The organism is Halobacillus sp. BBL2006, from assembly GCF_000786645.1.
Taxonomy (GTDB): Bacteria; Bacillota; Bacilli; order Bacillales; family Halobacillaceae; genus Halobacillus.
This window is the reverse complement of the sequence record NZ_JRNX01000157.1, coordinates 1-7247: the sequence shown is the minus strand read 5'-3', so window position 1 is coordinate 7247 and position 7247 is coordinate 1. Positions and strand designations below refer to the sequence as shown.

The window sequence follows — 7247 nt, the reverse complement described above, 5'->3', positions numbered from 1 at the left end:
TCTGAGGAAGCTCACCACATGCCCACGGAAAGCGAGTGATTCCCAGGACCTCCTAATTCTGTCCCTAGTAAAGGAAACAGGCTTACAAACATCTCGAAATCGAGTCTTCCAGATAACTGCACTATACTTGAATAGAGCCTAAATGATAAAAAAAGGTCTAAAAGATCTAAAGAAATAAAAATATTCACGGACAGCAGGTATTGGAAAGGGGTTTTCTGGATGTTGCTCGAAGTTTAGTTAAGTGTGAGAAGGGCAATACAAACAATAGATTCCATGGGAAGGAGATTTGTAAGATGGTAAAATCTTATCAACTTTTTATAAATGGAGAATGGGTAACTACAGAAGATCAACTAGATGTACTAAATAAATATACGCAAGAGACGTATGTACGTGTTGCAAAAGCTTCTGAGAAGGAAGTTGACCAGGCGGTAGAAGCTGCCCAACGTGCATTCAAGTCGAACCCTTTGTCAGCCTATCAGCGTTATGAGATTTTGAAGAGAGTAAGTGAGCTGCTTCAAGAAAACAAAGAAGAACTGGCTAAAAACATTACAATGGAAGCCGGTAAGCCGTTGAAACAAGCCCAAACAGAAATCGACAGGGCTTCGCAAACTTTTGAGCTAGCTGCAGAAGAAGCTAAACGTATTCATGGGGAAGGTGTTCCGGTGGAAGCCGCTCCGGGCTCAGAAAACCGCATGGCATTTACTATTAAAGTGCCTGTAGGAGTAGTTGGAGCGATCAGTCCGTTCAATTTCCCGATCAACCTCGTTGCACATAAAATTGCTCCGGCCATAGCTGCAGGAAATGCTGTTGTACTGAAACCGGCAAGCAAGACCCCTGTCTCAGCACTGAAGCTCGCAGAATTATTCGAAAAAGCTGGATTGCCTAAAGGGTTCCTTAATGTAGTCGTTGGATCAGGATCAACCGTAGGAAATCAAATGATGGAAGACTCCAGGATCAATATGTACACCTTTACGGGCAGTGCAGAAGTTGGGCTGAAACTGAAGCAGAATACCGGGTTAAACAAGCTTATCCTCGAACTTGGAAATAACTCTCCAGTCATTGTAGATAAAGAAGCTGACATTGACGCAGCAGCTAAGAATGTCGCGGCTAAGAGCTATGCTTTTGCAGGACAAGTTTGTATTTCCGTACAAAGACTGTATGTCCATGAGGACATCAGAGAAGAGTTCCAGCAGAAGTTCATTGAGGCGATAAAAGAATTGAACGTAGGAAACCCGAACGATCCAGATACAGACGTCGGTCCAATGATCAGTGAAGATGAGGCGAAACGTGCAGAAGAATGGATTGAAGAAGCGAAGAAAGCGGGAGCGAAAATCGTCCATGGTGGAGAGCGGGAAGGTGCTCTTTTAAGACCGACGATTTTGACTGATGTTAAAGAAGATATGAAAGTCGTCTGTGAAGAAATATTTGCGCCTGTTGTTAACTTGATTCCGTTCACAGATATAAAAGAGTGCATTGATGAAGTCAACCGATCCCAGTATGGATTGCAAGGTGGAATATTCACTCAAAATATCGACACTGCTTTCTATGCCGCTCGTAATGTTGAGGTTGGCGGCTTGATGATCAATGATTCCTCCCAGTATCGTGTCGACCTTATGCCTTATGGCGGTGTGAAAGGCAGCGGCTGGGGGAAAGAAGGACCTAAATATACGATTGAAGACATGACAGAAGAACGCTTGATTGTCATGAATTTGAATCAATAACTAGTAAGAGCGTATAACAGATATGTAAAAACAAAACCGTCTCCTTCCAATTAGGATGGAGACGGTTTATTGTTTGCGGCAGCGATGTTCTTCTTTTGTAAGTAAAGCATGCGAAGTAATAGAGTGATCGCACCTGCTGTCAGGCCAATGATCAGGCTCATCCAATAGCCGTAGGGACCTAGAGACGTATAGTTCGCGAGTACATATCCACTGGGCAGTCCGATGACCCAATAGGAGATGAACGCCATGACTAACGTAATGTTCACATCCTTATAACCTCTTAACACACCTTGAATCGGTGCGCCAAATGCATCAGAGAGCTGGAAAAAGATCGCAAAGAAAATAAAGTTCTTCGTGAGCTCAATTACTTCAGGGTTTGAGCTGTATAGTCTGGCAACCGCATCATCAAAAATATATAAGATCAATCCGGCAAGAACGGACATGAGGACAGCTGTGCTGATCCCCAGATAGGAGTAAGATCGTGCATCGTCGAACCTCCGGCCTCCTGCTTCAAATCCAACGACGATCGTGAGAGTGAAGGCGATACTCAAGGGAACCATATAAAGGAATGAGGCAAAATTGATTGCGGCCTGGTGAGCGGCAATGGTGTAGGTATCATAGGCTGTCATGAAAAAAGTAACGGCTGCAAAGATACTTGTTTCAAAGAAAATAGCAAACCCGATTGGAACTCCGATCTTCAATTGCTCCCACCATTCTTTCAAGGAAGGAGGAACCCAGTCGGAAAAGACTTTATAGGTTTTCAATGGATGAAGCTTATGTATTGTGAAGATAACAATTACAAATGACACCCAATACGTCAAAGCAGAAGCCACCCCTGCGCCGACGCCGCCTAGTTCAGGTGCCCCCCATTTTCCGAATATGAACAGATAGTTGAATAAGATATTGGTGGGCAAGGTCAGCAAAATGATCGTCATCGATATCCTTGTTAACCCCAGCGCATCAATAAAGGAACGCAGAATATTAAATACGAACAGCGGTATAATGCCAAGGCCTAACGTAATCAAATAATACTTGGCAACATAGTTGACCTCAGTTTCTATATTTAATAGTGACAAGATCGGATCTAGCAGAAAGAATCCGCCAATACCAATCATTAAGGCAAGCGCTATGGCGAGATAGACCCCTTGCTTGACTGACCAGGGTATCTCCTGATCTCTTTTTGCTCCTTTCAATTGGGCGACAATTGGGGAGATGGCCATGAGAATTCCGTTCAGGCCTGTGAATACAGGCACCCATATACTCGAACCGATGGCTACACCAGCTAACTGATCTGGTCCCGCTTTTCCAGCCATAACGGTATCGAAGAAATTCATCGCATACATGCCTAGTTGCGTGATTAAAATAGGAAACAGAATCGTCGTAAACAGTTTTATTTTTTCGCGAAGTGTCGTTGTTTCATACATAGGATCCTTCCTTTTCTGTTACAATTCCTTTAGAGGAATACGAGGATTATAGCATAATGAATAAATTTTACCTATAGGAAGCACCAGAGAAAGGACGTTAGAAAATGAGTCAAAAACGTATCTTATTTACAGGTGGGGGAACTGCAGGTCACGTGATCGTAAACCTTGCCCTTATCCCTGAATTTCAAAAACAAGGGTATACTGTTGATTATATTGGTTCTTACGACGGTATTGAACGCCAACTGATTGAATCACTGGAGGGAGTGACCTACCATGGCATTTCCACAGGGAAGCTGAGAAGATATATGTCTAAAGAAAATTTCAAAGATCCATTTAAAGTCATGAAAGGATTGTTGCAGGCGCTTAGAATCATAGGAAAAAGAAAGCCACAAGTCATTTTCTCAAAAGGGGGATTCGTTTCCGTACCCGTTGTAGCAGCAGCTAAAATCAGAAATGTACCAACGATTATCCATGAGTCGGATTATACTCCGGGACTTGCGAACAAATTATCCTTCCCATTTGCAAAGAAGATTCTTGCGACGTTCCCTGAAACGATGAGCCACTTGCCTGAAGGGAAAGGCGAATTCATCGGAGCGGTAGTACGGGAAGAACTATTTGAAGGAGAACGCTCCAAAGGCCTGTCTTTCTGTGGTTTTCATAAACAAAAACCAGTCATTATGGTAATGGGTGGAAGTACAGGTTCAAAGGCTCTAAATGACGCTGTTCGTCATAATCTAGATGAACTATTAAAAGAGGTTCAGATTGTACACTTGTGCGGGAAAGGCAATAAAGACACATGCATCAATCGGCAGGGATATGCTCAGTTTGAATATGTGAATGAGGAACTCAAAGACTTGTTTGCTGCAACGGATTATATCGTTTCAAGAGCTGGATCGAATGCCATTTTCGAGTTTTTAGCTCTTCATAAACCGATGCTTTTGATACCTCTATCAAGGAAAGCAAGCCGTGGCGATCAGATTTTGAATGCTGACTCTTTTGTGAAACAGGGCTATGCTCATAAGCTTGAAGAAGAGGAATTGACGGATGAACGCTTTTTGCAGGAAGTACGTGATTTGATGGCGAATAAAGATAAACTTCTGTCTCAAATGGAAAGCTATCAAAGCCGCAAGACGAAAAACAAAGTCATTTCTATCATTCAAGCACATGAAAAAAATAAATAACGTGATAACCGCTATGTTCATTTACATAGCGGTTTTTTTATTCAATTCATGAGAATTTTGTCGATATATGAAGAAAGTATGTTTAGCTCAAGGAGGGTTAAGGGATGAAATGGTTCAAGAATAAGAAGAGCATGCAGATGAGTATTAACCGTAAGTTGATGCTTATCGTTTTTTTAGCAACATTATTCAGTTTACTATTAGGGACGCCAATTTCTTATCTTCAGCGGCGTATGCTGAACTCAGGGCTGCTTGACGTTTTAGGATCGACGGGGGTAGCCTTCATTCAGACGTATTTTACAATCATTGTTAATTTAATCATTATGGTTATGTTTGTAGGCTATGGTATCCGGAAATATGTTTCAAAACCTCTCTTGGAAATGGGTACACAAATGAAAGATATGCATGGGGAGACGATTGATCTGTCTGTAGATTTGCAATTGGATCAAAATGATGAATTAGGGCGTTTGTCTAACAACTTTAATGATTTGAATCGTAAGCTTCGAAGTGTTATTCATACTTTTAAAGAATCTTCAGAATCCGTAGCAGCCATTTCAGAAGAAAACTCTGCATCTGTTGAAGAAGTGGAAGGACAAGCCGGAGAGGTGCATCATCAAAGTCAACTTCTCGATGATCTCTCAGAAAGAGGAGAGCGTACGATAGAAGAGGTATCACAGAGTCTATTGGAATTATCGTCGCTTATTCAAATAGCGCAGGGACGAGCAGATGATGCGCTGGGTGTTTCTGAACAAACACTTCAGGCAACGGAAATCGGGCACAGTTCAATGGACAAGGTTATGGTTAAGATGAAGGAAATTCGAGGACAAAGTGATTCTACGAAGAGAGAAGTAGAAAGGTTCAAAGAGTACTCAGAGAGGATAACGGCAATGGTAGATACCATTTCTAATATTGCAGCCCAGACGAACTTGCTCGCCTTAAATGCAGCCATTGAAGCTGCACGAGCAGGGGAGGCGGGACAAGGGTTCGCCGTCGTGGCAGATGAAGTCCGGAAATTAGCTGAGCAGTCCACGAAAGAAGCGGAAGAAGTGAACGAGATTGTGAGAACGATAACGTCAACCACTCATAAAGCCACTCAAGAAATGGATGAAAATACGAGACTTGTAGATGAAGGTGTCGTGTCTGTTCAAGAAGCAGGGGAAGCGCTTGACCATATTCAGAGTTTTGTTCAGTCATCTGTAAGTCAGATGAATCAAATCAAAGAGGTTACCGATGAAAAAGTGGCGACAAGTACAGATATTATTCATTTAATTAAGGATTTGGGAGCATTCATCGATCATACGAAGTCTTCATCAGCCCAAGTAAATCGAAGTATGAAAGAGGTTCAGGAAGCAATTCGAAATATTTCAGGGACTTCCGAACAGATGAGTCAAATGGCTACTCATTTGAGCGATGAGCTCACTGTCTTCCATGTAGGGAAAAGCACTGATTCTCTCTTACTGACAGACTACTCGAATAGGGGGGAGCAAAATGATTGAAGCACTCGAGCATCATAATCGTGAAGTCACAATGAAGTTAGCGGGAGATATTCATGTAGAGGAAGCGACACAAATGAGAGAAAAGCTGCTAAGTTCCTATGAGGAAGGCTTTATTGATTTCGATATCGATTTTTCTCGGGTTTCTTTTATCGATAGTGCAGGTTTAGGAGTGTTAGTCACGATCCATAAACGAGTACTCCAGCAGCAAGGTCAGCTCATCATAAGAGGGGCAAAAGACTCAATTTTGGAAATTTTTACTATAACAAGGCTTACACGTGTTTTTAAGTTCTATGATTAGGATATTCTACCAAAGAGGGTTTGTTCTCTTTGGTATTTTTATTTAACAATTATCTACTATATCCTTTTACAAACTTGCAGATAAGGGAATACAGAGGATGAAAGCACATGTGTGGAGTGTTTAGATGCATGGAGAAGAAAACGCTTAATCGATTTTGAAGAGGAGAGGTTGAATGATGAAAACATCTTATGAGGCCAACATCTTTCACCCTAAAGATTTACGTGAAATACGAAAGCAATTTTATCCACACTTAGTTCAACGATTTGGAAAAGATCAATTACTGGTGGACGCCTCCATCTCTGAAGCGATTATTAATTCCTGGAAGCATGGCCATGGCGGAGCTAGTGAAGAATCCATCAAGTTAAAAGTTACATTCTTAGATTCAATGATGATTGTCAGAGTGCAAGATTGCGGTGAAGGGTTTAATTGGAGAGACTATCAAGTGGCTAGTGATATGAAGCATTGGTTTCCGGACGTTGAGGACCTTGAAGGAACCGGCCGGGGAATAATCTTAATGCTTCGAGTTATGGACGATTTACGATATAATGATAAGGGCAATGAATGTTTGCTGATGAAAAAATATCGTCGTCAGGAGTAGATGGTGTGAATACAAACATTTGTCGTTATTGTTATAAAGAAATACAGGACAGGGATGAACTAGTCACAGCTTCGAATTGGTTCCGAGTCCGTCCTTACCACTATCGTTGTTTTGAACTGCTCGAACAAGATACGAAAACGATAGCCGGCACTTGGACACCAGTGAACGGAGTTACAGGCATCATTACCATTATGCTGATGCTCATCTTATCCGTGGTGATGTTTACCACGAACATTCTTGGCGGAATTGGAGACTTACTCGGAATTCTAGCTTTCTATCCTGTTTTTCTAAGAATCTTTTCATACTTTGTTTTTGAGATTCGATTGCCAAAGTATATAGAAAATAAACGAAGACATTAATTTGTGCTGCTGATTTGTATCAGCAGCTTTTTTATTATGTTTCTATTATCTTATTCCCCCTCATTAAACATAAGCTCCCGTTTGTTGAAGACTCAGTTTCGAGACTTTTATGTGCGGGGATGGTGACGGGGAAAAACGACTCCCTTTCCGCGGACATGCGCTGAGCCTCCTCA

7 protein-coding genes are annotated in these 7247 nt (G+C 41.8%); 6 read left to right on the top strand and 1 reads right to left on the bottom strand.

Annotated elements, in window-relative coordinates; translation table 11 throughout:
* Positions 1 to 293: 293 nt before the first annotated feature.
* Positions 294 to 1721, top strand: a complete 1428-nt coding sequence (locus LD39_RS05720; RefSeq protein ID WP_035543841.1) for an aldehyde dehydrogenase family protein — start codon at positions 294 to 296, stop codon at positions 1719 to 1721.
* A 50-nt stretch (positions 1722 to 1771) separates the two neighbouring features.
* On the opposite strand, the gene LD39_RS05715 is transcribed toward LD39_RS05720, so the two are convergent.
* The gene (locus tag LD39_RS05715) at positions 1772 to 3145 is read right to left on the bottom strand and encodes an MATE family efflux transporter (RefSeq protein ID WP_035543840.1); all 1374 of its coding nucleotides are present in this window, start codon (positions 3143 to 3145) and stop codon (positions 1772 to 1774) included.
* 104 nt (positions 3146 to 3249) lie between these two features.
* Between LD39_RS05715 and LD39_RS05710 the strand changes: the two genes are divergently transcribed.
* From LD39_RS05710 to LD39_RS05690, 5 genes are all read left to right on the top strand, one after another.
* A complete protein-coding gene (locus tag LD39_RS05710) occupies positions 3250 to 4326 on the top strand; it encodes an undecaprenyldiphospho-muramoylpentapeptide beta-N-acetylglucosaminyltransferase (protein WP_035543839.1) in 1077 nt (358 codons plus the stop codon).
* Positions 4327 to 4430: 104 nt separating this feature from the next.
* Positions 4431 to 5819 (top strand): methyl-accepting chemotaxis protein, encoded by a 1389-nt coding sequence (locus LD39_RS05705; RefSeq protein WP_035543837.1) that lies wholly within the window; start codon positions 4431 to 4433, stop codon positions 5817 to 5819.
* On the top strand, positions 5812 to 6117 hold the full coding sequence (locus LD39_RS05700) for an STAS domain-containing protein (protein WP_035543833.1): 306 nt from the start codon (positions 5812 to 5814) through the stop codon (positions 6115 to 6117). Before LD39_RS05705 ends, LD39_RS05700 begins: the two co-directional genes overlap by 8 nt.
* Positions 6118 to 6289: 172 nt before the next feature.
* Positions 6290 to 6715 (top strand): ATP-binding protein, encoded by a 426-nt coding sequence (locus LD39_RS05695; RefSeq protein ID WP_035543832.1) that lies wholly within the window; start codon positions 6290 to 6292, stop codon positions 6713 to 6715.
* A gap of 5 nt (positions 6716 to 6720) precedes the next feature.
* Positions 6721 to 7074 (top strand): hypothetical protein, encoded by a 354-nt coding sequence (locus LD39_RS05690; RefSeq protein WP_035543831.1) that lies wholly within the window; start codon positions 6721 to 6723, stop codon positions 7072 to 7074.
* Positions 7075 to 7247: the final 173 nt, after the last annotated feature.

What these genes read in the sequence shown, in the direction of transcription:
- LD39_RS05720 (WP_035543841.1), top strand. Translation starts at nt 294, where the DNA reads ATGGTAAAATCTTATCAACTTTTTATAAATGGAGAATGGGTAACTACA.
- LD39_RS05715 (WP_035543840.1), bottom strand. Translation starts at nt 3,145, where the DNA reads ATGTATGAAACAACGACACTTCGCGAAAAAATAAAACTGTTTACGACG.
- LD39_RS05710 (WP_035543839.1), top strand. Translation starts at nt 3,250, where the DNA reads ATGAGTCAAAAACGTATCTTATTTACAGGTGGGGGAACTGCAGGTCAC.
- LD39_RS05705 (WP_035543837.1), top strand. Translation starts at nt 4,431, where the DNA reads ATGAAATGGTTCAAGAATAAGAAGAGCATGCAGATGAGTATTAACCGT.
- LD39_RS05700 (WP_035543833.1), top strand. Translation starts at nt 5,812, where the DNA reads ATGATTGAAGCACTCGAGCATCATAATCGTGAAGTCACAATGAAGTTA.
- LD39_RS05695 (WP_035543832.1), top strand. Translation starts at nt 6,290, where the DNA reads ATGATGAAAACATCTTATGAGGCCAACATCTTTCACCCTAAAGATTTA.